24 protein-coding genes, 5 tRNA genes and 1 pseudogene are annotated in these 22,931 nt (G+C 62.8%); 13 read left to right on the forward strand and 17 right to left on the reverse strand.

Annotated elements, in window-relative coordinates:
* Positions 1-41: 41 nt before the first annotated feature.
* The 8 genes from JNC62_RS16715 to JNC62_RS16750 form a co-directional block, all read right to left on the reverse strand.
* On the reverse strand, positions 42-383 hold the full coding sequence (locus tag JNC62_RS16715) for an AzlD domain-containing protein (protein WP_374840145.1): 342 nt from the start codon (positions 381-383) through the stop codon (positions 42-44).
* A complete protein-coding gene (locus JNC62_RS16720; protein WP_374840146.1) occupies positions 380-1,129 on the reverse strand; it encodes an AzlC family ABC transporter permease in 750 nt (249 codons plus the stop codon). Before JNC62_RS16720 ends, JNC62_RS16715 begins: the two co-directional genes overlap by 4 nt.
* A 72-nt stretch (positions 1,130-1,201) precedes the next feature.
* The gene (gene clpA, locus JNC62_RS16725; protein ID WP_374840147.1) at positions 1,202-3,685 is read right to left on the reverse strand and encodes an ATP-dependent Clp protease ATP-binding subunit ClpA; all 2,484 of its coding nucleotides are present in this window, start codon (positions 3,683-3,685) and stop codon (positions 1,202-1,204) included.
* Positions 3,686-3,694: 9 nt separating this feature from the next.
* Complete coding sequence (gene clpS, locus JNC62_RS16730) at positions 3,695-4,045, reverse strand: ATP-dependent Clp protease adapter ClpS (protein WP_374840148.1); 351 nt, start codon at positions 4,043-4,045, stop codon at positions 3,695-3,697.
* Positions 4,046-4,295: 250 nt separating this feature from the next.
* Positions 4,296-4,649 (reverse strand): phasin family protein, encoded by a 354-nt coding sequence (locus JNC62_RS16735; RefSeq protein ID WP_374840149.1) that lies wholly within the window; start codon positions 4,647-4,649, stop codon positions 4,296-4,298.
* A gap of 189 nt (positions 4,650-4,838) precedes the next feature.
* A complete protein-coding gene (locus tag JNC62_RS16740) occupies positions 4,839-5,042 on the reverse strand; it encodes a DUF3126 family protein (RefSeq protein ID WP_310420986.1) in 204 nt (67 codons plus the stop codon).
* Between the two features lie 94 nt (positions 5,043-5,136).
* Positions 5,137-5,970: a serine O-acetyltransferase gene (cysE, locus tag JNC62_RS16745; RefSeq protein WP_374840150.1), complete on the reverse strand. Its 834-nt coding sequence runs from the start codon at positions 5,968-5,970 to the stop codon at positions 5,137-5,139.
* Between the two features lie 83 nt (positions 5,971-6,053).
* Positions 6,054-6,839 carry an alpha/beta fold hydrolase gene (locus JNC62_RS16750; RefSeq protein WP_374840151.1) on the reverse strand — a complete coding sequence of 262 codons (786 nt, stop codon included), beginning with the start codon at positions 6,837-6,839 and terminating at the stop codon, positions 6,054-6,056.
* Between the two features lie 173 nt (positions 6,840-7,012).
* On the opposite strand from JNC62_RS16750, the gene JNC62_RS16755 reads away from it, so the two are divergent.
* Together JNC62_RS16755 and JNC62_RS16760 are read left to right on the forward strand one after the other, a co-directional pair.
* Positions 7,013-7,258, forward strand: coding sequence for a zinc-finger domain-containing protein (locus JNC62_RS16755; protein WP_374840152.1), 246 nt, complete (start codon positions 7,013-7,015; stop codon positions 7,256-7,258).
* 26 nt (positions 7,259-7,284) lie between these two features.
* Positions 7,285-8,451, forward strand: coding sequence for an FAD-dependent monooxygenase (locus JNC62_RS16760; RefSeq protein WP_374840153.1), 1,167 nt, complete (start codon positions 7,285-7,287; stop codon positions 8,449-8,451).
* A 70-nt stretch (positions 8,452-8,521) separates the two neighbouring features.
* Here the strand turns inward: JNC62_RS16760 and JNC62_RS16765 are convergent, their stop codons facing one another.
* Positions 8,522-9,712: a cystathionine beta-lyase gene (locus tag JNC62_RS16765; protein ID WP_374840154.1), complete on the reverse strand. Its 1,191-nt coding sequence runs from the start codon at positions 9,710-9,712 to the stop codon at positions 8,522-8,524.
* A gap of 366 nt (positions 9,713-10,078) precedes the next feature.
* Between JNC62_RS16765 and JNC62_RS16770 the strand changes: the two genes are divergently transcribed.
* The 4 genes from JNC62_RS16770 to JNC62_RS16785 all read left to right on the forward strand — a co-directional run bounded on the left by JNC62_RS16770 (position 10,079) and on the right by JNC62_RS16785 (position 14,357).
* Positions 10,079-11,107, forward strand: a complete 1,029-nt coding sequence (locus tag JNC62_RS16770; protein ID WP_374840155.1) for an amino acid ABC transporter substrate-binding protein — start codon at positions 10,079-10,081, stop codon at positions 11,105-11,107.
* 97 nt (positions 11,108-11,204) lie between these two features.
* Complete coding sequence (locus JNC62_RS16775) at positions 11,205-12,413, forward strand: amino acid ABC transporter permease (protein ID WP_374840156.1); 1,209 nt, start codon at positions 11,205-11,207, stop codon at positions 12,411-12,413.
* 1 nt (position 12,414) lies between these two features.
* Positions 12,415-13,569, forward strand: coding sequence for an amino acid ABC transporter permease (locus JNC62_RS16780; protein ID WP_374840157.1), 1,155 nt, complete (start codon positions 12,415-12,417; stop codon positions 13,567-13,569).
* 17 nt (positions 13,570-13,586) lie between these two features.
* Positions 13,587-14,357 carry an amino acid ABC transporter ATP-binding protein gene (locus tag JNC62_RS16785; protein ID WP_374840158.1) on the forward strand — a complete coding sequence of 257 codons (771 nt, stop codon included), beginning with the start codon at positions 13,587-13,589 and terminating at the stop codon, positions 14,355-14,357.
* Between the two features lie 173 nt (positions 14,358-14,530).
* Here JNC62_RS16785 and JNC62_RS16790 read toward each other — a convergent pair.
* A tRNA-Pro gene (locus JNC62_RS16790) sits at positions 14,531-14,607 on the reverse strand.
* Between the two features lie 110 nt (positions 14,608-14,717).
* Positions 14,718-14,990: a hypothetical protein gene (locus JNC62_RS16795; protein WP_374840159.1), complete on the reverse strand. Its 273-nt coding sequence runs from the start codon at positions 14,988-14,990 to the stop codon at positions 14,718-14,720.
* 362 nt (positions 14,991-15,352) lie between these two features.
* Here JNC62_RS16795 and JNC62_RS16800 point away from each other — a divergent pair, with 362 nt between their 5' ends.
* Together JNC62_RS16800 and JNC62_RS16805 are read left to right on the forward strand one after the other, a co-directional pair.
* On the forward strand, positions 15,353-15,658 hold the full coding sequence (locus JNC62_RS16800; protein ID WP_374840160.1) for an ETC complex I subunit: 306 nt from the start codon (positions 15,353-15,355) through the stop codon (positions 15,656-15,658).
* Between the two features lie 118 nt (positions 15,659-15,776).
* A tRNA-Arg gene (locus JNC62_RS16805) sits at positions 15,777-15,853 on the forward strand.
* Between the two features lie 224 nt (positions 15,854-16,077).
* Here JNC62_RS16805 and JNC62_RS16810 read toward each other — a convergent pair.
* From JNC62_RS16810 to JNC62_RS16820, 3 genes are all read right to left on the reverse strand, one after another.
* Positions 16,078-16,329 (reverse strand): hypothetical protein, encoded by a 252-nt coding sequence (locus tag JNC62_RS16810; RefSeq protein WP_374840161.1) that lies wholly within the window; start codon positions 16,327-16,329, stop codon positions 16,078-16,080.
* Positions 16,330-16,452: 123 nt separating this feature from the next.
* Positions 16,453-16,947, reverse strand: a complete 495-nt coding sequence (locus JNC62_RS16815) for a DUF192 domain-containing protein (RefSeq protein ID WP_374840162.1) — start codon at positions 16,945-16,947, stop codon at positions 16,453-16,455.
* Positions 16,947-17,525 (reverse strand): cold-shock protein, encoded by a 579-nt coding sequence (locus JNC62_RS16820; protein WP_374840163.1) that lies wholly within the window; start codon positions 17,523-17,525, stop codon positions 16,947-16,949. Before JNC62_RS16820 ends, JNC62_RS16815 begins: the two co-directional genes overlap by 1 nt.
* A 203-nt stretch (positions 17,526-17,728) precedes the next feature.
* Here JNC62_RS16820 and JNC62_RS16825 point away from each other — a divergent pair, with 203 nt between their 5' ends.
* From JNC62_RS16825 to JNC62_RS16835, 3 genes are all read left to right on the forward strand, one after another.
* A complete protein-coding gene (locus JNC62_RS16825) occupies positions 17,729-18,169 on the forward strand; it encodes a VOC family protein (RefSeq protein ID WP_374840164.1) in 441 nt (146 codons plus the stop codon).
* Between the two features lie 365 nt (positions 18,170-18,534).
* Positions 18,535-19,857 (forward strand): YcbK family protein, encoded by a 1,323-nt coding sequence (locus JNC62_RS16830; protein ID WP_374840165.1) that lies wholly within the window; start codon positions 18,535-18,537, stop codon positions 19,855-19,857.
* A 220-nt stretch (positions 19,858-20,077) separates the two neighbouring features.
* A tRNA-Glu gene (locus tag JNC62_RS16835) sits at positions 20,078-20,152 on the forward strand.
* A 61-nt stretch (positions 20,153-20,213) separates the two neighbouring features.
* Here JNC62_RS16835 and JNC62_RS16840 read toward each other — a convergent pair.
* From JNC62_RS16840 to JNC62_RS16850, 3 genes and pseudogenes are all read right to left on the reverse strand, one after another.
* A pseudogene (locus tag JNC62_RS16840) lies at positions 20,214-20,564 on the reverse strand (trimeric intracellular cation channel family protein); the annotation flags it as partial.
* Between the two features lie 12 nt (positions 20,565-20,576).
* Complete coding sequence (locus tag JNC62_RS16845) at positions 20,577-20,882, reverse strand: trimeric intracellular cation channel family protein (RefSeq protein ID WP_374840166.1); 306 nt, start codon at positions 20,880-20,882, stop codon at positions 20,577-20,579.
* A gap of 115 nt (positions 20,883-20,997) precedes the next feature.
* A complete protein-coding gene (locus JNC62_RS16850; protein ID WP_374840167.1) occupies positions 20,998-22,287 on the reverse strand; it encodes a M20 family metallopeptidase in 1,290 nt (429 codons plus the stop codon).
* A 298-nt stretch (positions 22,288-22,585) separates the two neighbouring features.
* Between JNC62_RS16850 and JNC62_RS16855 the strand changes: the two genes are divergently transcribed.
* Both JNC62_RS16855 and JNC62_RS16860 read left to right on the forward strand, forming a co-directional pair.
* A tRNA-Glu gene (locus JNC62_RS16855) sits at positions 22,586-22,660 on the forward strand.
* Between the two features lie 152 nt (positions 22,661-22,812).
* A tRNA-Glu gene (locus tag JNC62_RS16860) sits at positions 22,813-22,887 on the forward strand.
* The last annotated feature ends 44 nt before the right edge of the window (positions 22,888-22,931 follow it).

Genomic DNA, 22,931 nt, shown 5'->3' on the forward strand with positions numbered 1-22,931 from the left:
GACACGCGTCCTCGGATTCACAAACGCCCCCTTCTCGGCGCTCACGCGCCGAGAACGAACAATCCACCGGCGAGGAAAGCGATCGCCGCCACGATGCCGAGGATCTGGTTGCGCCCGCCGGCGAAGAACGCCAGCGCGCCGATTGCGACGGCCGCCAGTCTCAGCCACAACGGCGACGCTTCCAGTTCACCGGTCGGATAAACGATCAGTTTGGCGATGACGGCGGCGACAAGCGCCGTGGCGACCGCCTTGACCCAGGTCAGCATCTCCGATTTTTCATCGAGCCTGTTGCCGGCCAGAACACCGAGCCAGCGCCAGATATCGGTCGCAAGCCAGCCGGCGACGGCGATGAAGACATAGGGCCAAACGCCGTCGAAGTTCATGTGGCGGCGCTCCCCACAAGTGTCCGCCGCAATTGCCGCTCCCCCGCCCAGGCAATCGTCCCGCCGATCAGACCGGCAAGGAGAATGTCGAACTCCGGCGCGATCTCGCGAAAGACGACGCCCAGCACCAGCCCGGTTGCCAGCGCCCAGTAGATCACGCGATGGCGGGCGGAAACCCAGATCGAAGTGAGGAAATAGACGGGCGTGAGGAAGAACAGGCAGCCGGAAACGATCGGCGGAAACGTCGTCACCAGCCCATAGGCGACCCCGACCAGCACGATGTTCACCGTCGTCAGCGTGATGCCGAAACCGGCAAAGAAGGCGACCCGTCTGTTGCGCGGCACCGCAGGCACGCGCTCCATGGCGAAGACCCAGGCGGTGATCGCCACGAAATGCGACAGGAGCAACAGCACCCAGGTCGGCGTACGTTCTGACCGGATCTCCGGAACGAGCGACGCCACCATCGGCATCATCCGCACCGAGGAAAGCGTCACAGCCACGAACGCCGCCGCGAGGTTCGCACCGGAGAGCATGCTGCCGACAAGGATCACCTTGGCCGGCAGGGCCCAGACGATCCCGGTCATGAACACCACCTGCCCGAGCGGAATGCCCGCCTCGGCCGTGAAGGCGGCGAAGCCGACGAACGAGAGCATCAGGATGATCGCGGGAACGCTGAAAAGGCCGCGCATCCCCTGTACGAACCAGTAGCGGTTCGATGTCTCACTCGGTTCAACCTCGGCATTCATCTGCTGCATTCCTGCTTGCGGCATGAAAATGCCGGGCAGTCGCCTGCCCGGCATCGGTCATTCGTGGGCCGGTTACTTCTTCCGCGGCACTTTCGGCACAGCACTGCCCTTGCGGGGCGGTGTGGCTTCCGATGCGGCCGCCTTGGCGGAGCTGCGCGGTGCGGCGTCCGCCGTCACCGTCTCCTTGGGCTTCTTCGGCCTGGCCGCCTTGCGTGCCGGCGCGGCAATTTCCGCCTTTGGCTTGATGGGGGCGGTTTCGGGCACGGCGTCAAGGATTATGCCCTTGCTGCCGTCCTCCTTCACGCCGACCGAAACGCGGACGACGCCGCCCTTCTTCAGCTTGCCGAAGAGAATCTCGTCGGCGAGCTTCTTCTTGACGTTCTCCTGGATGACGCGCGCCAGCGGCCGCGCCCCCATCTTCTCGTCGTAGCCCTTCTCCGCCAGCCAGGCGATCGCTTCGGGTTCGAGCTCGAAGGTGACGTTGCGCTCGGCAAGCTGCGTCTCAAGCTGCATGACGAACTTCTGCACGACCTGGTGGATGACCGGCGTCGGCAGAGAGGCGAACGGAATGATGGCATCGAGACGGTTGCGGAACTCCGGCGTGAACAGCCGGTTGATCGCTTCCATGTCGTCGCCTTCGCGCTTGGACGAGCCAAAGCCGATCGCGGCCTTGGCCATGTCGGAGGCGCCCGCATTCGTCGTCATGATCAGGATGACGTTGCGGAAGTCGATCTTCTTGCCGTTGTGATCCGTGAGCGAGCCGTGATCCATGACCTGCAACAAAATGTTGTAGAGGTCGGGATGCGCCTTCTCGATCTCATCGAGCAGCAGCACGCAATGCGGATGCTGGTCGACGCCGTCGGTCAGAAGCCCGCCCTGATCGAAGCCGACATAGCCCGGAGGCGCACCGATCAGGCGCGACACCGTATGGCGCTCCATGTATTCGGACATATCGAAGCGCAGCAGTTCCACCCCGAGGGAAGCGGCGAGCTGCTTGGCGACCTCGGTCTTGCCCACGCCGGTCGGGCCGGAGAACAGGTAGCAGCCGATCGGCTTGTTCGGTTCGCGCAGGCCCGCGCGGGCAAGCTTGATGGCCGAGGCCAGCGCCTCGATCGCCAGATCCTGGCCGTAGACCACCGAGCGCAGTTCCTTGTCCAGATTGGCAAGGACGGTCTCGTCGTCCTTGGAGACAGTCTTGGGCGGAATGCGTGCCATGGTGGCGATCGTCGCCTCGATCTCCTTTTCGGTGATGAGCTTGCGACGTTTTCCGACCGGCAGCAGCATCTGTGCCGCCCCCGTCTCGTCGATCACGTCGATCGCCTTGTCCGGCAGCTTGCGGTCGCTGATGTAGCGGGCCGAGAGTTCGACGGCCGACTTGATCGCCTCGTTCGAGTACTTCAGCTTGTGATAGTCCTCGAAATAGGGCTTCAGGCCCTTCATGATCTCGATCGTGTCGTCGATGGTCGGCTCGTTGACGTCGATCTTCTGGAACCGGCGGACGAGCGCCCGGTCCTTCTCGAAGAACTGGCGATACTCCTTGTAGGTGGTCGAACCGATGCAGCGGATCGCGCCGCTGGACAGCGCCGGCTTCAAAAGGTTGGATGCGTCCATCGCCCCCCCGGAGGTCGCACCGGCGCCGATCACCGTGTGGATCTCGTCGATGAACAGCACGGCGCCCGGATAGTCTTCCAGTTCCTTCACCACCTGTTTCAGGCGTTCCTCGAAGTCGCCGCGGTACCTTGTGCCGGCCAAAAGCGTGCCCATGTCGAGCGAGAAGATCGTCGCGTCCTGGAGGGCTTCGGGGACCTTCTTCTCGACAATGCGCTTGGCAAGCCCTTCGGCGATCGCCGTCTTGCCGACGCCGGGATCGCCGACATAGAGCGGGTTGTTCTTTGAGCGGCGGCACAGCACCTGGATCGTCCGGTTGACCTCGGCGTGGCGGCCGATCAGCGGGTCGATCTTGCCGTTCCTGGCCTTCTCGTTGAGGTTGACGCAGTAGGCGCTCAGCGCGTCCTGCTTCTTGGCGCCATCCTCCTGCTCGCCCTGCGATCGCGTCGGTTTCTGTTCGTTTTCCTGGTCGTCCGAGCCGCGCACCGTGCGCGCCTCGGAGGAGCCCGGCCGCTTGCCGATCCCGTGCGAAATGAAGTTCACCGCATCATAGCGCGTCATCTCCTGCTCCTGCAGGAAGTAGGCGGCATGGCTCTCGCGCTCGGCAAAGATCGCGACGAGCACGTTCGCGCCGGTAACCTCCTCGCGGCCGGAGGATTGGACATGGATGACCGCGCGCTGGATCACGCGCTGGAACCCCGACGTCGGCTTGGAGTCCTCCTCGTACCCGGTCACCAGGTTGGCGAGATCATTGTCGACGTAACTGGTGACGGTCTTGCGCAGCGCGTCGAGGTTGACGTTGCAGGCGCCCATCACGGCGGCCGCGTCGGTGTCGTCGATCAGCGCCAGAAGCAGATGCTCCAGCGTGGCGTATTCATGGTGGCGCTCATTGGCGTAAGTCAGTGCCTGGTGGAGCGCTTTCTCAAGGCTGGTCGAAAAAGTCGGCACGTTCTTTCCTCATTTCTTTTCCATGACACATTGCAGCGGATGCTGGTGTTGGCGGGAGAAGTCCATCACCTGTGTCACTTTGGTTTCGGCAACCTCATAGGTAAAAACACCGCACTCGCCCACTCCGTGGTTGTGCACATGCAGCATGATCCGCGTTGCCGCCTCCCGGTCCTTCTGGAAGAACCGCTCGAGAATGTGGATCACGAACTCCATCGGCGTGTAGTCGTCATTGAGAAGCAGGACCCGATAGAGGCTCGGCTTCTTCGTCTTCGGCTTCGTGCGGGTAATGACGGATGTGCCGCGGCCGGGGGTGTCGCCGCTTCCTTCATTGCCCTGCAACCGGACCGGTATCGCATTCATTACTGCTCATTCCTTGTGGACACGGCTTTCTCCGGGAGGGGTGGCCGCGGCGGCGATGTTGCCGTCATTAGACCTACGTAATCTAGTGGTTTCTTGACCGATTTTAAGGCCCCAGCTTTGTCCTGCAAGGATAATCGAGCCAAGCCCGTCCGAAATAGGGAAAATTGTCGCTCGTCTCGCCGCCGGACACGGAAAAGCCGGCGGTACTTGCGCACCGCCGGCTCGTAAATTCAGGTCGATTGCGAAACGATCAGGCAGCCGCGGCGGATTTCGCTGCCGCCGTCGTCTTGGCGACCGGGCCCTCGTAGGGTTTGTAGGCATCCTTCGCAAGATCGGAATACATCTCGCCGATCTTCGTCGCTTCGGCGATGTAGGACTCGTAGGCCTTCTTCACAAAGGTGGTCTGGAGTTCGACTGCCGCCTCGAAGCTCTTGACGCCGGAAAGCTTCTCGAAATGCGCGAAGCCGTCCTCGAAGGACTTCTTGGAATAGTCGGCCGCTTCGGTCGCGATCGCCTGCATGCCCTTGGCGAGCGAAGAATAGCTCTTCAGCACGGTATCCATCGCTTCTTTGCCCTTGGCGTTGGCCTCATCGAAATTGAACATAGGATGCTCCCTCTTGTTCCACCGGATGCCGCGACCTTATATGCGCTGCACAATAAAGTCAATTTGATGCTGCGTCGCGATATTTTTCTGCATTTGCAAGGACTTGAAACGCCATCGATCGAAGCGCAGCAAAAAACCCGGAGCTTGGTCAGCACCGGGTTTGCAAGAGACGCGTCTGAAGGGACCCGTTCAGAGGTCGATGTCGAGGATGGCCATCGAGAAGTTGTAGGACAGTTCACCGTCTTCGTCGTCGCGGAAGACGACGCCCAGGAACTCATCGGCGAGATAGACTTCCGCCGACTCGTCCTTCTTGGGGCGGGCCTTGACGACCATGTCCTTGTTGAAGTTGCGCTTGAAGTAGGCCTCAAGCTTTCTGATCTCTTCGGGCTTCACGATCTGAATCTCCGTTCGGTTCGGTTTGGCCGCTTCTCGCACCTGCGCCGGAAGCTGTAAACCCACGTCCGGTCGTGTTTCAGCGGTTTTCCGTTCAGATGTCGAAGCCCGCGCCGTGCAGGATCTGGTCCATGGCCCGAGAGGGCTCGGAGCAGCCCGCCTCGCCCACGACCTTTGCCGGCACCCCGGCGACAGTCGAGTTCGACGGCATGTCCTTCAGCACCACGGACCCGGCGGCAATGCGGGAGCAGTGGCCGATATGGATGTTGCCGAGGATCTTCGCACCGGCTCCGATCATCACGCCGTTGTCGATCTTCGGGTGCCGGTCGCCGCCCTCCTTGCCTGTTCCGCCGAGGGTGACGTTGTGCAGGATCGAGACGTTGTCGCCGATCACCGCCGTCTCGCCGACGACAAGGCCGGTCGCATGATCCAGAAAGATGCCCTTGCCGATGCGAGCGGCGGGATTGATGTCCGTCTGGAACACGCCGGACGAACGGCTCTGAAGGTACAGGGCGAAATCCCGCCGACCAGTGGCGTGCAGCCAGTGCGCCAGCCGGTGGGTTTGAATGGCATGAAAGCCCTTGAAATAGAGCACCGGTTCGATGAACCGGGTGCAGGCGGGGTCACGATCATAGAACGCCTGGATATCGACGCGCAGGATCGCGCCCCATTCCGGCCAGGACGCCGCCATCTCCTCGAACGTCTGCCGCAGGAGGTTGGCCTGCAGGTCGGGATGGTCGAGGCGCTCGCAGACGCGATGGATGACGGCGGACTCCAGCGACGTCTGGTTGATCACCGTCGAGTAGAGGAAGGCCGCAAGCAGCGGATCCGCGAGTGCTGCGGCGCGCGCTTCCTGTTGCAGGCTGTCCCAGATCGGGTCCATCACCTTCAGCTTCTCGTCGGCGCGCTTCTCGTTCATGGCAACCATCGCCGTGCTCCTTGTTGCATTGCAGCTCATTATATAGTGCAAACCTGCCCCGGGCGGAATGCCCCGGAGCGTGCGCAAATGGTCTAGCGACCATCGAATTCCGAGTAGAACTCCAGAACCGCTTTCTTGAACACGCGGTCGCCGACCGAAAGCATGTGGTCACGGCCCGGGATGTCGACGGCGCGCGCATGCGGCATCAGTTCGGCAAGCGCCTGCGGCGAACCGGCAAGGTCGTCCGTGGTTCCGACAGCGACGAGCGCCGGCGCGTCGATCCGGCTCATCTCCGACGCCGTCAGGAGTTCGCGCGATGTCATGATGCAGGCGGCCAGTGCCTGGCGGTCCGACTTCGTCTGGTCGGCAAAGGCGCGAAACATCCGCCCGCGTTCATGGCTGACGTCGTCGAGCGAGGGGGCGAGCAGGGCACTGGCGATCGGATCCCAGTCCCCTACCCCATCCACCATGCCGAGGCCGAGCCCGCCGAAGACCACCGAGCGGACTCGGTTCGGATGAGCGAGCGCCAGAAATGCAGTGATGCGGGCCCCCATCGAGTAGCCCATGACATGGGCGTACGGGATGCCGAGATGATCGAGCAGAGCCGCGGCATCGTCGGCCATCAGCGGCGGACGATAGCGCGCCGGATCGTGAGGCTTGTCGCTTCTGCCGTGGCCGCGGTTGTCGATGGCGATGACGCGGTAGCCGGCGTCTCCCAAGGTTTTCAGCCAGCCGGGATGAACCCAGTTGACGGTGGCGCTCGAGGCAAACCCGTGAATCAGGAGCACCGGTTCGCCCGACGGATTGCCCTCATCGAAAAAGGCCAATTCGAGACCGTCGTGGCGAAACCTTGAGAAGGAAGGGGGATTGAGATTCATCGCGCGCCTCTGCCAATGCGTTTGTGCCGATCGCTCATAGGCGGGATTGTCGCCGGAGAAAATGTCTTCCCGCGGATTTTCTCGACCAGGAGCGTGGTTTTGCCGCTACACTTTTGGCGACGAGAGTTATATGGTCCGCCGCAAATTGCGACCTTTGGACTTCGGAGTATCTCATGGCCGGCCACACCATTCCCCATTTCCAGAACGACGGCGGACATTCCGTGATCGAGATCGGCGTCAAGGAATTCATGTGCGTCGGCGCCTCGGTTCCGTTCGACCATCCGCACATCTTCATCGACATGGGCGACGACAACGAGAAGGTCTGCGGCTATTGCTCGACGCTCTATCGCTACAACCCCTCGCTCAAGGCGACCCAGACGAACCCGGTCGGCTGCACATTCGCCAACCTGGCCGCGTGACCGATGCGTCGTGAGGCGGCGGGGCGATGACCGTCAAGACGGTTGCGATCGTCGGCGCCGGCATCGCCGGGCTGACAGCCGCCTTATGCCTCGCCCGCAAGGGCATTGCCAGCCACATCCTTGAACAGGCGGACCGCCTCGAGGAAGTCGGCGCCGGCCTGCAGATTTCGCCCAATGCCTCGGGGGTTCTCGCAAGACTGGGCGTCCTGCCGGCCCTCGAAGCGCGCTGGCTCGAGCCGGTTTCCATCGTGCTCGCCTCCGGCCGGACGCTCAAGCCACTGACCACCATTCCCGTTGGTACGGCCGCCCGGCGGCGTTGGCAGCATCCCTACGGCGTCCTCCATCGCGCCACGCTCCAACGCGTCCTGCTCGATGCCGTGCGGGCCGAACCGCTCGCCCACGTCCACCTCGGCGCGCAGGTCGCCCGCCACAATCCGGCGGCGATTGTCGCGCAGATCGGCGAATCGGTGGATCTGATCGTCGGCGCCGACGGCGTCTGGTCGATATTGCGTACCGCCGTTCCCGCCGCCGCGCCCGCGCGCTTCAGCGGAAGCCTTGCCTGGCGCTTCATGATCCCCTTTGACCGGGCGCCCGGGTTCCTCGATCCGCGCTCCGTCGTCGCCTGGACCGGGCCATCGGCGCATCTCGTCGCCTACCCGATCGCCGAGGTGCAAGCGTTCAACGTCGTCGCGATCCATCAGGGCGCGTTCCGCGGCCACATCTGGTCGGCCACGTCCGGCCAGACGGGTTCGACGCTGCGTCTGGATGCGTTTTCGGCATGGAACAGCGAGATCGTAGCACTCCTGCGCGCGGCGGAGGCACCGCTCGCCTGGCCGCTCTACGAGTGCGCCGACGGGCGCTGGTCCAACGGGCGCGACCTGATCCTGATCGGTGACGCCGCCCACGCGACCACGCCGTTTGCGGCGCAAGGCGCGGCGATGGCGATCGAGGATGCCGCCGAGCTTGCCGCAGCCGTCGCCACTGCGCCAGATCTGCCGGCCGCATTGTCTGCCTACGAAAAGCGGCGACGCCAGCGTTTGAAGCGCGTGCGCGCCCGCGCCGACTTCAATCGCTTCGCCTATCACGCCCGCGGGCCGATCGCACTCGCCCGCGACGCCGTTCTGGCGCTGCGCAGTCCGGAGAGCCTTGCTGCGGACCTGGACTGGCTTTACGGCTATCGCGCCCTCGATTGAGGTGATGGCGCTCACTTGTCGGCGGGCCGCCGGCCGGACCCGCCGCTGTCTATTTTCGGCGAAATCTGCCTCAGGCGGCACGCGCGGCGGCAAGGCCCCGCTCGATGTCGGCTCGGATATCGGTAACGTCCTCAAGCCCGATCTGCAGCCGCAGCACCGGCCCCTCCTTCGGCGCCTTGCAGATCGTGCGGTCGCTCAGGTTCACATGCACGGCGAGGCTCTCGTAGCCGCCCCAGGAGTAGCCGAGACCGAAAATGCGCAACGCATCGAGGAAGGCATGGGCCTTCGCCCTGAAGCGATCCGGGCTCTCCCCCTCGAGCACGATGGAAAAGATGCCGCTCGCGCCCTTGAAATCACGCTTCCACAGGTCATGACCGGGGAAGCTCGGGAGTGCCGGATGAAGCACGCGCACGACCTCGTCGCGTCCTTCCAGCCACTCCGCCAGGCGCAGCGCGCTTTCCTGGTGACGCTCCAGCCGCACGCCCATGGTGCGCAGGCCGCGCAAAAGCTGGTAGGAATCGTCCGGCGAACCGCAAATGCCCATCGCGAGGTTGCCTTCCCACAGTTGCGGCCAATGCTTGGCGTTGGCCGAGACAGTTCCCATCAGGATGTCCGAATGGCCGGCCGGGTACTTCGTCGCCGCATGGATTGAAATATCGACACCGTGATCGAGCGGCTTGAAATAGAGCGGCGTCGCCCAGGTGTTGTCGATCGAGACGACGGCGCCCCCCTTGTGGGCGGCGTCTGCGATCGCGCGGATATCCTGCATCTCGAAGGTGTTGGACCCCGGAGCCTCGGTATGGACGAGTTTCGTGTTCGGCCGCATCAGCCGGGCGATGCCCGCGCCGATCGCCGGGTCGTAATATTCGACGGTGACGCCGAGCCGCTTCAGCATCGTGTCGCAAAAGTGCCGGGTGGGACTGTAGACCGAATCAACGATCAGCGCATGGTCGCCGGCCGACAGGAACGCCAGGAACGGCACCGTCACCGCCGCCAGCCCCGAGGGGACGAGAATCGTTCCAGCGGACCCTTCCAGCTCGTTGATCGCATCACAGAGCGCATCGGTCGTCGGCGTCCCCCGCGTCCCGTAGCTATACTTCTGCGCCCGATTTTCCATCGTCGCCGCATTGGGGAACAGGACAGTCGAGGCGTGGACCACCGGCGGGTTGACGAAGCCGTGGAAATCCATGGGATCATTGCCGATATGGGCAAGGCGGGTATTGTCGCCCGCACCAGCGAGCACTTCAGCTTTGTCTTTCATTGTCTATCCGGAAGGTTGCTTGCGTTGGAAGAGCCCGGACTCTTCCGCCGGGCGCTCTCCACGGTCAAGAGAATAATCCTGAAGGAACCATCACGGGTTGACACATCGAAAGCGCGGCCTGGCACGGGAACGCTGTAATTTTCGGCGCCAACCACCGACTTCTGGGCCATATTTTGCGCGCTTTTCCAGCAAATTTCATGAAATCGGCGCTCTGGTTGGAAAATGGACCGCCTCTATTGACCCTGCGACATTTTAAGCATGAGATAGGTCAACTCGCGCCGGGAGGGTGGCGAGTGCCGCAGCGCTCCCGCACCATGCGGCGCCACGCGGACGTTGAAAAGACCATAGAACAAGGGTTGTAAAAACATGGCAAAAAAGATCGTGGCAGCCGTCATCGGCGCTGCCGTCATGGGGATTGGCGCTCAGGCCGCTCAGGCCGATACGCTTTCTGACGTCAAGGCAAAGGGTTTCGTACAGTGCGGCGTTAACGGCTCGAACCTCGCTGGGTTCGGCGCACAGGATTCCGCCGGCAACTGGGCAGGTCTGGACATCGACCTCTGCAAGGCGGTGGCGGCTGCGATCTTCGGTGACGCGAGCAAGGTGAAGTACACGCCGCTCTCCGCCAAGGACCGTTTCCCGGCGCTGCAGTCGGGCGAAGTCGACATGCTGGCGCGCAACACGACCTGGAGCACCAGCCGTGATTCGCAGCTCGGCTTCGATTTCCGCGCCGTCACCTACTATGATGGCCAGGGCTTCATGGTGAAGAAGGAGCTCGGCGTGAAGTCGGCGCTCGAGCTGAACGGGGCTTCCGTTTGCGTACAGTCCGGCACGACGACCGAGCTGAACCTCGCCGACTTCTTCCGCTCCAACAACATGGAGTTCAAGCCGGTCGTGTTCGAGGCCCAGGACGAGGCCGATGCCGCCTACAACGCCGGCCGCTGCGACGCCTACACGACCGACGCCTCCGGCCTGTACTCGATCCGCCTGAAGATGACCAACCCGGACGACCACATGGTCCTGCCGGAGATCATCTCCAAGGAACCGCTCGGCGCGGCGGTCCGCCAGAACGACTCCAAGTGGCTCGATGTCGTCAGCTGGTCGCACTATGCCCTGGTCGCGGCCGAGGAGTTCGGCATCACCCAGGCCAATGTCGAGGAAATGAAGAAGTCGGCCAACCCCGACATCAAGCGCTTCCTCGGTGAAGAAGCCGACTCCACCATTGGCGCAGATCTGGGGCTTCCGAACGACTGGGCCGTGCAGATCATCAAGGCCGTCGGCAACTATGGCGAATCGTTCGAGCGCAACGTCGGCCAGGGCTCGCCGCTCAAGATCGAGCGCGGGCTGAACGCGCTGTGGAACAAGGGCGGCCTGCAATACGCCCCGCCGATCCGCTGATCGGCGAGCGAAGAGCAAACGGGAGGGCGGGACTTCCGCCCTCCCCAGGATATGAAACGCCCGGAAAAAAGGGCGAACACAACGACAGGGGTTCTGAATGGCTGTTGCGCACGTCCGCACTGGGGGTGGCGACCCTCCGAAGGTTTCGCTCCTCTACAACCCAGCGCTTAGAAAATACGTCTATCAGACGCTCACGCTTGTCTTGATCGTCTGGATCATCTGGTACGCCTGGCACAACGCGACGCAAAACCTCGCCCGTGCCAACATGACCTCGGGTTTCGGCTTCCTGAACAGCCGCGCCGGCTTCGACCTCGCCCAGACCCTGATCGCCTATAGCAGTGATTCGACCTATTTCAGGGCCTTGCAGGTCGGCCTCCTGAACACGTTGGTCGTGGCCGCCTGCGGCATCGTAACCGCGACGATCGTCGGGCTTTTGGTTGGCATCGGCCGGTTGTCGCACAACTGGCTCATCGCCCGGCTGTCCACGGTCTATGTCGAGATCTTCCGCAACATCCCGCCACTGCTGGTGATCTTCTTCTGGTATCTCGGCGTGCTGGCGCTGCTGCCGACGATCCGCTCCATCTTCCAGCACGTGAAGGACAATCCCGACGCGATCTTCTTCATCTCGAACCGCGGCATCTACATGCCGGCGCCGGTCTTCGGCGAAGCTTTTGGTTATGTGGTCGCCGCCTTCATCGCCGGCATCATCGCTGCAATTACCTTCGCTTTCTGGGCGAATGCACGGCAACGGGCAACCGGCAATCGCCCCCCGGTGCTGATCGTGTCGCTGGCGCTGATCCTGCTGCTGCCGCTGGTTGTCTTTCTTCTCTTGGGAATGCCACTGTCCTTCGATTACCCCATTCCTGGCTCGTTCAACATGAAGGGCGGCATGGTGATCGGGCCCGAGTTCCTGGCGCTCTATCTGGCTCTGTCGCTCTACACCGCTTCTTTCATCGCCGAGATCGTGCGTGCGGGAATCAGAGGCGTCCCGCATGGGCAAACGGAGGCCTCCTACGCATTGGGGCTCAGGCCGGCAGCGACGACTCGGCTCGTCGTCCTGCCGCAGGCGCTCAGGATCATCATTCCGCCGCTCACCTCGCAGTATCTCAACCTCATCAAGAACTCCTCGCTTGCCGTCGCGGTCGGCTACGCCGACCTCGTCGCCGTCGGCGGCACGATCCTCAACCAGTCGGGCCACTCGATCGAAATCATCGCGATCTGGATGGCGGTCTATCTGTCGATCAGCCTCGTGACGTCGATGTTCATGAACTGGTTCAACGCCAAGATGGCACTGGTGGAGCGCTGAAATGGCCGAGAACCTGTCCTACGTCCGCGACCACTTCATCGCCGCCGAGCAGCCTCCGATGTCCGGTTCCTCGGCGATCGGCTGGATGCGCAAGAACCTCTTTTCGTCCTGGACCGACAGCGCGATGACGCTGATCGCCGCCTTCGCCCTGCTGTATTTCCTTCCGGGCGCAATCGACTGGCTGTTCCTGTCGGCCGTGTGGTCCGGCGCGGACCGGACCGCCTGCCTCACCGTCGACCAGGGTGGAACGCTTCCGAGCGGCTGGAGCGGCGCCTGCTGGGCCTATGTCGGCGACCGGTTCATCCAGTTCATGTTCGGCTCCTACCCGCGCGACCAGCTTTGGCGGCCCCTGCTGGTGGCCGGCATGTTCGTCGCCCTGCTGGTGCCCCTTCTCATTCCGAAGGTGCCGCGCAAGGGACTGAACGCGATTTTGCTTCTGGTCGCGCTGCCGATTGCCTCCTACTTCCTTTTGATCGGCGGCCGCTTCGGCCTGTCTCACGTCGAGACGACCCTTTGGGGCGGGCTGATGGTGACGCTGATCCTGTCTTTCGTCGGGATCGTCATATCGCTGCCGGCCGGCATCCTGCTGGCGCTTGGCCGGCGCTCGCAAATGCCGGTCGTCAGAACGGCCTCGATCGCCTTCATCGAGTTGATTCGCGGCGTGCCGCTGATCACCGTCCTGTTCATGGCGAGCGTGCTGCTGCCGCTCTTCCTCGAGCCCGGCAACAGCATCGACAAGTTCCTGCGCGCACTGATCGGCGTGGCGATCTTCGCCTCGGCCTATATGGCGGAGGTGATCCGCGGCGGGCTGCAGGCGATTCCCAAGGGACAGTACGAGGCCGCCGATGCGCTGGGCCTCAATTACTTCCACAAGATGACGTTCATCGTCCTGCCGCAGGCGATCAAGCTCGTCATCCCGGGCATCGTCAACACCTTTATCGGCATGTTCAAGGACACATCGCTCGTCACGATCATCTCGATGTATGATCTGCTTGGTATCGTAAAGGCGAGTTTCGGCGATTCGGGCTGGATCACTCCCGTCACCCCGCTGACCGGCCTGATCTTCGCCGGCTTTACGTTCTGGCTTTTCTGCTTCGGCATGTCGCGCTATTCAGCATTCGTGGAGCGCCGGCTCGATACGGGCCACAAGAGATAATCAAGGGGAAATAGCAAATGGTAACCCAACCCAAGAAGATGACGGTTTCCGCCACCGACGTGGCCGTAGAGATCGTCAACATGAACAAGTGGTACGGCGACTTCCACGTGCTGCGCGACATCAACCTGAAGGTGATGAAGGGCGAACGCATCGTCATCGCCGGACCGTCTGGCTCTGGCAAGTCCACGATGATCCGCTGCATCAACCGACTGGAGGAGCACCAGAAGGGGCAGATCATCGTCGACGGGATCGAGCTGACCAACGACCTGAAAAAGATCGACGAGGTGCGCCGCGAAGTCGGCATGGTGTTCCAGCATTTCAACCTCTTCCCGCACCTGACGATCCTGGAGAACTGCACGCTCGCGCCGATCTGGGTGCGCAAGATGCCGAAGAAGGAGGCCGAAAAGGTCGCCATGCACTATCTCGAGCGGGTCAAGATCCCCGAGCAGGCGCACAAGTATCCGGGCCAGCTCTCCGGCGGCCAGCAGCAGCGCGTGGCCATCGCCCGCTCGCTGTGCATGAAGCCGAAGATCATGCTGTTCGACGAGCCGACCTCGGCGCTCGATCCGGAAATGGTCAAGGAAGTGCTGGACACCATGGTTTCACTGGCCGAGGAAGGCATGACCATGCTCTGCGTCACCCACGAAATGGGCTTCGCCCGCCAGGTCGCACACCGCGTCATCTTCATGGACCAGGGCCAGATCGTCGAGCAGAACGACCCGCACAACTTCTTCGACAACCCGCAGCACGAACGCACGAAGCTGTTCCTCAGCCAGATCCTGCACTGAGCCGTCCGGGACCAAAACACGTTCGGGCGGCAAAGGCCGCCCGGCAACCCTGCCGGCAAGGCATCGCGCCTTGATAGCACCCGCCCGGCCCGCGGGATGCGGTCAAAAGCCGTGCCAGTTGGCCGGCGGCAGTCGCCAACGAAGGAAAATCAGTAATTTTGAGGGAGATACGGTGGTCGGAGTGGAGAGATTCGAACTCCCGACCCTCTGGTCCCAAACCAGATGCGCTACCAGGCTGCGCTACACTCCGCCGTTCCGTCATGGGCGAGATACACGCATCCGCCGCAGGCCGCAACAGCAAATATCGTCGGCTGTGAATTCAACCTCAATGGTTGGCCGACGGCCCCTGAGCGACACCGTTTAGTCGTGCACGCGAATGGGTTGGATCACGCGAGCGGTCAAAAGCAGCGAACGGTCGGGCTGGATCACATAGGTTTCGATCACGTCCCGGCCGAACTGATCAATGAACCGGTGGCGGAACCAGCTGCCGACCGGCGCCTTTGTCAGCTTCGTGCGCGGCTGCCCCCCATAAGTGATGCTGCCGGGAATCGGCTCCGGATAGTTGCCGCCACCGGTTTGCGAGCAGCCGGCCAGGCACAGCGCGGCGGCGAATAGAAGAAGCGATATCCTCATCTCATACACCTCGCGGCGGTTGTGCCGACAATCCCGCGGGATTACCCGACATGGAAGCATGGCAAAGCACTGGGCAGAGCACCGGTAGCACCTGGCAGAATAGCGAAGGAAACCGTCGTTTGATAGCGCCGCAGTGGCTTGGCCGCTCATTGGTTCCGCGTCCCGCCGCGCCGTTGAAATGCACGATCCCTGATGCTATGCACCGGCACGGGCCCGGTTGTCGCCGGCCGTCGCGACTGGACGGGCGTTCGACACGGCAAAGTGGAATGTCGGATCCGGTGCCTTTGCCGCTTGACGGATCTGCGCTATGGAAGCGCAGTGCCATGCGGCGTGCACGTGAAATGTTTGGAGCCTGAGAACCCATGAGCGCGAAGATCTATCGTCCCGCCAAGACCGCCATGCAATCCGGCAAAGCGAAAACGAATCTCTGGGTCCTGGAATTCGATCCGGAGCGCCCCCGCACGATTGATCCGATCATGGGCTACACCAGCTCCAGCGACATGCGCCAGCAGGTGCGGCTGACGTTCGAATCGCGTGAGCTTGCGGTTGCCTATGCCGAGCGCAACGGCATTGACTATCGCGTCATCGAACCGCATGACGCCACCCGCAAGAAGGTCGCCTACCCGGACAACTTCCGCTTCAACCGGATTCAGCCCTGGACGCATTGACGAGCGGACAACGCCTAAAGCATGTCGCGCAAAAGTGTGTACGGACTTGCGTAAACGACATGCGAAATAACAAGGACACAATACGCGTGAAGCGAGGGATCGCGACGCGCTTCAGTCCGGCCCCTTAGCTCAGCTGGATAGAGCAACTGCCTTCTAAGCAGTAGGTCGCAGGTTCGAATCCTGCAGGGGTCGCCACCGTTTTCATTGCCCGACCCGGACACATCAGTAACAGATCGTACCTAAGACCGGGTGACCACCTCGGGCCGAACGGGGTTGCCGATGGCTTGCAAGGCTCTCCAGGTCGATCTGGCTTTGGTCAGGGCGTTTGAAGCAGGCACGCCAAGAGGCATCGTCGAATTTTCGAATGCCATCGCCTCGACGAGGACGTGGCTGCGCTTGACCCGCTTGCCCCGGCAGGCTCAGGCGGGCTCTCCGCCCGGCGGATAATGGGTCTTCTGCTTGAAGGCGAAGACGTTGCCGCAGCGGCAACGAATCATGTGTCTTGCCGGATCGCCGGAGGGACGCTCGGTGGAAAAGCCGGGCGGCATCAGATCGATCGCAAAACCCGGGCTCGTCCGCCGCGGATCATCGTCTTCCGACACTTCTGCGAAACCGGACCGGCCGCATTTTGAGCATTCGAGCTTTCTCGAGTATCGGTCGCGCGCAGCCATGTCCTGTTCCAAATCGACGTCCGGGTTCGCCGCGTCGTAGCAGAGATTCGCCTCCTGCCAAAGAGGGTCGGACGGCAAGGCCAGGGTTCCGGAAAAAACCAGCGGCCTGGATTCGGGACGGCGTCAGGGACCGGCGTTTCGGATGAACGGGCTGTCGACCCTGTCGCCAGGCACGATTGCATGGGTGCGAACCGTACCCGCATTTAATTCAAGCACATAGGCGACCGGCACGTTCGAGCTGATAATTGCCTCTGAAAGCGGTTCAGCATCTTCCTTGATCGTTTTGATAATGCCGGATTTATCGATGAACAGCATGTCCAGCGGCAGATAGGTGTTCTTCATCCACATCATCACCAGCCGCGTTTCGCCGAAGGCAAACAACATGCCTTGGTCGGGTGCCATCAAACGCCTGTTCATCAGGCCCTGCGCCCGCTGTTCCGGTGTCAGCGCCAGTTCCGCCGAAAATTCGTGCCGCTTGCCGTCGCCGCTGACGACGGCCAGCCGCTCCTTGCCGAAGCTTTCCTCGGCGCGGGCCGCGGCGACGCACAGCAGCGACAAAAAAAGCGCCACAAGGACGCTGCAATGAAACAGGCCGGATTTGCGGCGCACCACACCCATCAGTGCGCCCGGTTTCCTGGCACCGGGTTATCCGGATGGATTTCGGCGGCCATCAGGCCTTTCTCGCCGTCGCCAAAACGCACCAGCACCACCTGCCCGGGCCGCAGTTCGGTCAGGCCGAAGCGGCGCAGGGTTTCCATGTGGATGAAGATGTCCTCGGTGCCCTCGCCGCGCGTCAGAAAGCCGAAGCCCTTGGTCCGGTTGAACCATTTGACCAGCGCCCGCTCGAGCCCGCTCGTCGGGGTCACCTGCACATGGGTCCTGACCGGCGGCATCTGCGAAGGGTGCGTGGCCGTTGACTGGTCCATCGAAAGGATGCGGAAAGCCTGATAGCCACGCTCGCGCCGCTGGATCAGCGCGACCACGCGCGTGCCCTCGAGAACGGTCTGGTAGCCGTCGCGACGCAGGCAGGTCACATGGACGAGAACGTCCTGCATGCCGTTGTCCGGCACGATGAAGCCAAACCCCTTGGCGACATCGAACCATTTGATGACGCCGGTGATCTCGATCAGGTCGACCGCATCGCCACCCTGGTCGTCGTACTGCGTGATCTCCTTCGCTGACATCCTGTCCGCCATGATCTGCCCCGCCCCTCGAATACGCGTCACATGAATTACGGTTAACTGATTCTTGTCGATCAGAATAACATCGTCCCATTACGAATGGACAAGTCTTCGTAAAAAGTTTTGCCCGGAACACTGCCTACGACACGAGGCTTGCCTCAGGCTGGCAAACTCCTATCTTCCCGCCCATCCGTTGATTTGAATGCGAGGACTTCCGAATGCGCTACCTCCACACGATGGTCCGTGTCCAAAACGTCGAACAATCGCTGCACTTCTACTGCGACTTGTTCGGGCTGGTCGAAATCCGCCGCCACGAAAACGAAAAGGGACGCTTCACGCTGATCTTCCTCGCAGCGCCTGGCGATGTCGCCGCGGCCAAGCAGAACGCGGCCCCCTGCCTGGAACTGACCTATAACTGGGACGCGGAAACCTACACGGGCGGTCGCAACTTCGGCCACCTCGCCTATGAGGTCGACGACATCTATGCGACCTGCCAGAAACTGATGGACAACGGCATTGTCATCAACCGCCCCCCGCGCGACGGCCACATGGCCTTCGTCCGTTCGCCCGATGGAATCTCGATCGAGATCCTGCAGAAGGGCGAAAGTCTCGCTCCGGCCGAACCCTGGACGTCGATGCCGAACACCGGCGCGTGGTAAGCCTCGCGCAATTTCCACCCCCTAGCAAGTGACGGGTGACCGCCAGCGACCCGGAAACGCCATGCCTGTGCCGCGAGCAGTCACCCGGCGCGCGCCTGCAATGCATGCGCGAGCTTCATCGTGCATTCGCCTTCCTTGGCCCGGTCCATGCCCGGGCCGTCGGCGACCGGATGATTTTCGTGGGATGAGGGCCCCGGGCCCCTCCCGACGGCGACGTTCCGGTGCATCGTGTTGAGTCGCCCGCGCATGAGACGCTGGCTATGAGGAAACGCCGTGTTCGCGTTGTGCGGGGCGCGTTACCTCGATGCGGACAAGCGCCAGCCGGTTACCAGCCGGTTGGACGCCGAAGAAGGCGGGGATGTAACTTGCTGTTCACACGCAAATCGAGCCAGGAGACAAGGGCCATTCGGATTGGCCTTGTCGGAAATGGCCTTCTGGTCGTCGTCTCGGTGCTTGCGCTTTCCGGCTGCGTGTCGGCCGCCGGCGACATGCGATCCGAAGACAATGTCGTTCCCATCGAGGCGGAGGCGCCCCCGGCACCGGAGCAACAGGACGACGGCAAGTCCGTCGCCGGCTATCGCGATCCGATGGTCTCGGCGCGCGGCAATCCGACCGGCAGCGGGTCGGCTGAGCCCGCTGGTGCGCCGGCGCAACCGGGCAATCTCGCGGACGTCATCATGCAGCCGGCGCAGGTGAACGCACACCAGACCAGCATTTATGCCTCCGGCACCGCCGCACCGGCGGACGCTGGCAACCGGCCCGACGCAGTACCGGCCATCAGCAATCTCTATAGCGTCAGCCCGGCGGCAATCCCGGTGGACGGCAACGCCGAGACCACCGGTTCGATACCGGCAAAGGGTCGCCGCACTGACGAAGAGGCGTCGCTCATTCCGGATCGCGTGCCGCTGCCCAAGAGCGGACGAACGGCGCTGGCGGCAGACCCGGCCGCATCCGAAGCGGCGATCGCACTGGCTGCCACAGCAGCGGGAACCGGCCAGACGCCGCCACCGGAGGAGACGGATGGCACTGCCGATGCGAACGGCGGCGGAGCCGGGACGCCGAACGACCTGAACGAGACGTTGACATTTGCCGGCCTTTTCGCCGCCAAGCGGAAAACCAACCGCCAGAGCGAGAGCAATTCGTCGACCGCGGCACCGAGGCCGAGGGTGCTCAATCGCAGCTCGGCGGCGGCCTATCAGTCCGCGTCGCTGGGCGGCGCAATGCCCGGCGCGGCGACGGATTCGCTTTTTGCTCCGCCCGACCATTCCGAAGCAGAGGAAGAAATGCCCGAAGGTGCGGGCAACGGTGTGACGGAAGTCGCCTCGCTCGCCGGCCTTGCCCGCCTTTCGCCCAATGGGCTGTGGCTGCAAACGGAAAAGGTCAACACCGGCTGCTTCAAGCCGGAACTGCTGAGCGTGCTGAAGTCGATCGAAAAGCACTACGGAAAGCCCGTCATCGTCACATCGGGCGTCCGGCCGACAAAGCAGAACCGCTCCAGGCAATCGCTGCACACCCGCTGCGAAGCAGCCGACATCCAGATCGCCGGTGTCAGCCGCTGGGAACTGGCCGACTACCTGCGCTCGATGCCGGGGCGCGGCGGTGTCGGCACCTATTGCCATACCGAATCCGTCCACATCGACATCGGCCCGGAGCGCGACTGGAACTGGCAGTGCCGCGGCAAGCAATAGCGATCGTCTGGGCGCCGCCCTGCCCCCGCTTGCCGGGCGCCTTTTGAACCTGCCGCGGGCATCGAGCCGTGCAGCCGCCGGGGAGCACAGGCACCAACGCATTGTTAAGACACGGACTTATCCTGTCCATGCGACGGCTGGGGATAACCGCATTTTTTTCTCGCCTGCCCCGATTGGCGCTTGCGGAAGGAAAAGGCGCTGCGTATAAGACGCCCCGCACGCGCCCTTCGTCTATCGGTTAGGACGTCAGATTTTCATTCTGAAAAGAGGGGTTCGACTCCCCTAGGGCGTGCCACTTACCTCGCCCCATTAAGCACTGCAATCCGGCCGCCGTGCGCCAGATACAGCCGCCAGTTTCAGTACGGCTTCTCGTCCTTGGGAGGAGCAGCCTCCGCACGTCCGCGCGCCGACAGGCGCGCGACCGGCAGATGCCATCCGTATCTGATCGCCATGATGCGAAGCCAAAGGCACAAGGCACCCCCCGCAAGCGCCGAGACGCCGTAGGAAACGCCGATTGCGGCGCCGCCAATGACGACGGATGCAGCCGCCAGGGCGGCAACGGCGTATAGGTCCGAACGCAGGACGTGCGGGATCCTGCCCAGCAGAACGTCGCGGGTCATTCCGCCGCCGATTCCGGTCAGCATGCCCAGAAGCGCGGCCGTGACGGGACTTGCTCCAAAGCCGAGCGCCTTTTGCGCACCGGCAACGGCGAAGAACGCCTATCCCACCGCGTCGAACATCAGAACCGGGCTGCGCAGCCGGTCGATACCGGCATAGGCGAGGAAGGTAATGAGCCCTGCCATGACGGAAACCAGTAGATACCGGCCATCGGTCAAGGCTGCCGGCGGCACCGCGCCAATCAACAGGTCGCGCGTGATGCCGCCGAAATTTCCCGCCACGAAGGACAGGACAAGGATGCCGAACAGATCGAGCCGGCGATCGACCGCGGCCAGCGCGCCGCTGATCGCGAATACGAACGTGCCTCCGAGATCGAGGATCCGCGTGAAAGTCTCGATGGTGATCATATCGCTACGCCCCGGCAAGCCTCGCCCGTCGCGCCGCGCCGCAAGGCAGAGGCAGGAGACGCTCGCAGTTCATCGACACGGCGCGCCGCCGCGATTGCTCCGGCCGAAAAAAAAATCAGGTAGCCTTGAGCCATGCCAGCGCACCGACAACAAGGGCCGCAACACCGGTTTCAATGGTGGGATGCAGGACCGGCGCGAATTTCGGACTGTGGTTGACCGGCAGTTCATTCAGCCGGCCCGCCGCCTTGGCATCGGCGTACGTCTTGGGATCGGTGCCGCCCACGAACCAGAACACCGACGGCACCTGCCACGCCGTCCCGAAGCAGCCGAAATCCTCGCTTGCCGGTGCCGGACCGGTGTGCCTCACCCTCTCGGGCGAAAAATAGCTGCGAAAAGCGTCGGCGACCCGCAGGCTCGCGGCCCCGTCGTTGACGTTCAGCGGATAGTTGTCGAGGGAAGTGATTTCCGGCTTGCGCGGCGCCCCCGATGCTTCCGCTTCGGCGTTGAGGATCCGCTCGATCGCGGCAAGCACGTGCGTGCGCACGCCGGCATCGAAGGTACGCACATTGAGCTTAATGAGCGCTTCGTCAGGGATGACGTTCTCTTTCGTGCCGGCGTGTAGGACGCCGACTGTGAGAACGGCCGCGTCCGTCGCGGCGACCTCGCGCGACACGACGGTCTGAAGACGCAGCACGACCGTTGCGGCCATCACGACCGGGTCGATGCTGGCCTGCGGCATCGACCCGTGCGCGCCGCGGCCGAACAGGCGGATCTGCAGGCTGTCGGCGGCCGACGTGATCGGTCCGGCGCTGCCGGCAACAAAGCCGGCCGGGCCGACCATGACATGCTGTCCAAGCGTGACATCCGGCCTGGGAAAGCGGTCGAGCAAGCCGTCATCGATCATCGCTCGGGCGCCCTCGGCGGTCTCCTCGCCCGGCTGGAAGACCGCCATCAAAGTGCCCTTCCAGGCTTCGCGCACCTGGGCCAGCAGCGTCGTTGCCCCGACGAGCCAGGCCACATGCATGTCGTGGCCGCACATATGGCCCACCGGCACGGCTTTTCCATCCGCGCCCTTCACCGTTACGACGCTGGCGTAGTCCAGGCCGGTGTCTTCGGCGATCGGCAGCGCATCCATGTCGGCCCGCAACATCACCGTCGGCCCCTCGCCATTTCGAAGCAGCCCGACCACGCCGGTCTTGCCGACCCCGGCGGTCACTTCGTAGCCGGCTTTCCGGAGCCAGTCGGCGGTAATGCCCGCCGTCCTGGTTTCCTGCATCGACAATTCGGGATGCGCATGGATATCCTTGTAGAGCGCTTCGAGTTCCGGCAGCACTTTGTTCAGATTTGCCATTACGGCCGATGCCCTATCCGGGGATGCGTTGTTGGCCATGGCGATGACCTCCACCGACCTGCCCTTCGCCGGCTACGATCGGCAGCCTGACGGCAGCGGACAGGTTGCATCCGCATTTTCATGGTGATTGGCAGATACGGCAAGCCCGTTTCCCGCGATCAAGCGATTGTTACCCAACGCGCGGTCCCGCTGTTCACGCGTCGAACCCCATCCGGGCCGCAACGATGCGACCGCGCCGATATGCCTGGGGAAAAGCCCACGGCGCCCCGCCTCGAACCCCGCAAGAAAATCCGACATGGGGTCATTTTTGCCCTTGCACAATCGGCGGTGCCTGAGTAGAAGCACCCCGCACGCGCCCTTCGTCTATCGGTTAGGACGTCAGATTTTCATTCTGAAAAGAGGGGTTCGACTCCCCTAGGGCGTGCCACTTCTTTCCCCGCTCTGGTCGACGAAGCGCCTTGTCCACAAGCGCGAACGGCTTTTCGCACGGTCGGTGGAGCAATCCAAAAAAAATTCGCCGAATCATCATTTTAGGCCTTGCGGAATGCGGGGTGGCTGGCTAGAAGACGGCCATCGCATGCGCCCTTCGTCTATCGGTTAGGACGTCAGATTTTCATTCTGAAAAGAGGGGTTCGACTCCCCTAGGGCGTGCCACCCCTCTTCTACGCATGTTTGATAAGCTCGCAGGCGGTTGTACG

It is taken from the genome of Mycoplana ramosa (genome assembly GCF_041930185.1).
Classification (GTDB): Bacteria; Pseudomonadota; Alphaproteobacteria; order Rhizobiales; family Rhizobiaceae; genus Mycoplana; species Mycoplana ramosa.